This window comes from Siminovitchia fortis, from assembly GCF_007681465.1.
GTDB lineage: Bacteria > Bacillota > Bacilli > Bacillales > Bacillaceae_C > Siminovitchia > Siminovitchia fortis.
Genome location: NZ_VEKZ01000202.1, coordinates 1 through 242, shown reverse-complemented (window position 1 = coordinate 242; position 242 = coordinate 1). Strand labels below are relative to the sequence as shown.

Sequence of the window (242 nt, the reverse complement as noted above, 5' to 3'; positions counted from 1 at the left end):
AGTGGTAGAGCTATCGGCTGTTAACCGATCGGTCGTAGGTTCGAATCCTACCTGCGGAGCCATTGGAGAGCTGTCCGAGTTGGCCGAAGGAGCACGATTGGAAATCGTGTAGGCGGCTACCGCCGTCTCAAGGGTTCAAATCCCTTGCTCTCCGCCATATTAACTGAAAAAGTCATCTATGGCCCCTTGGTCAAGCGGTTAAGACACCGCCCTTTCACGGCGGTAACACGGGTTCGAATCCC

Annotated in this window: 1 tRNA gene; it reads left to right on the top strand. The window is 54.5% G+C overall.

Annotation, left to right across the window (positions count from 1 at the left end):
- Window positions 1–64 precede the first annotated feature (64 nt).
- Window positions 65–157: transfer RNA gene (locus FS666_RS19570), tRNA-Ser, on the top strand.
- The last annotated feature ends 85 nt before the right edge of the window (window positions 158–242 follow it).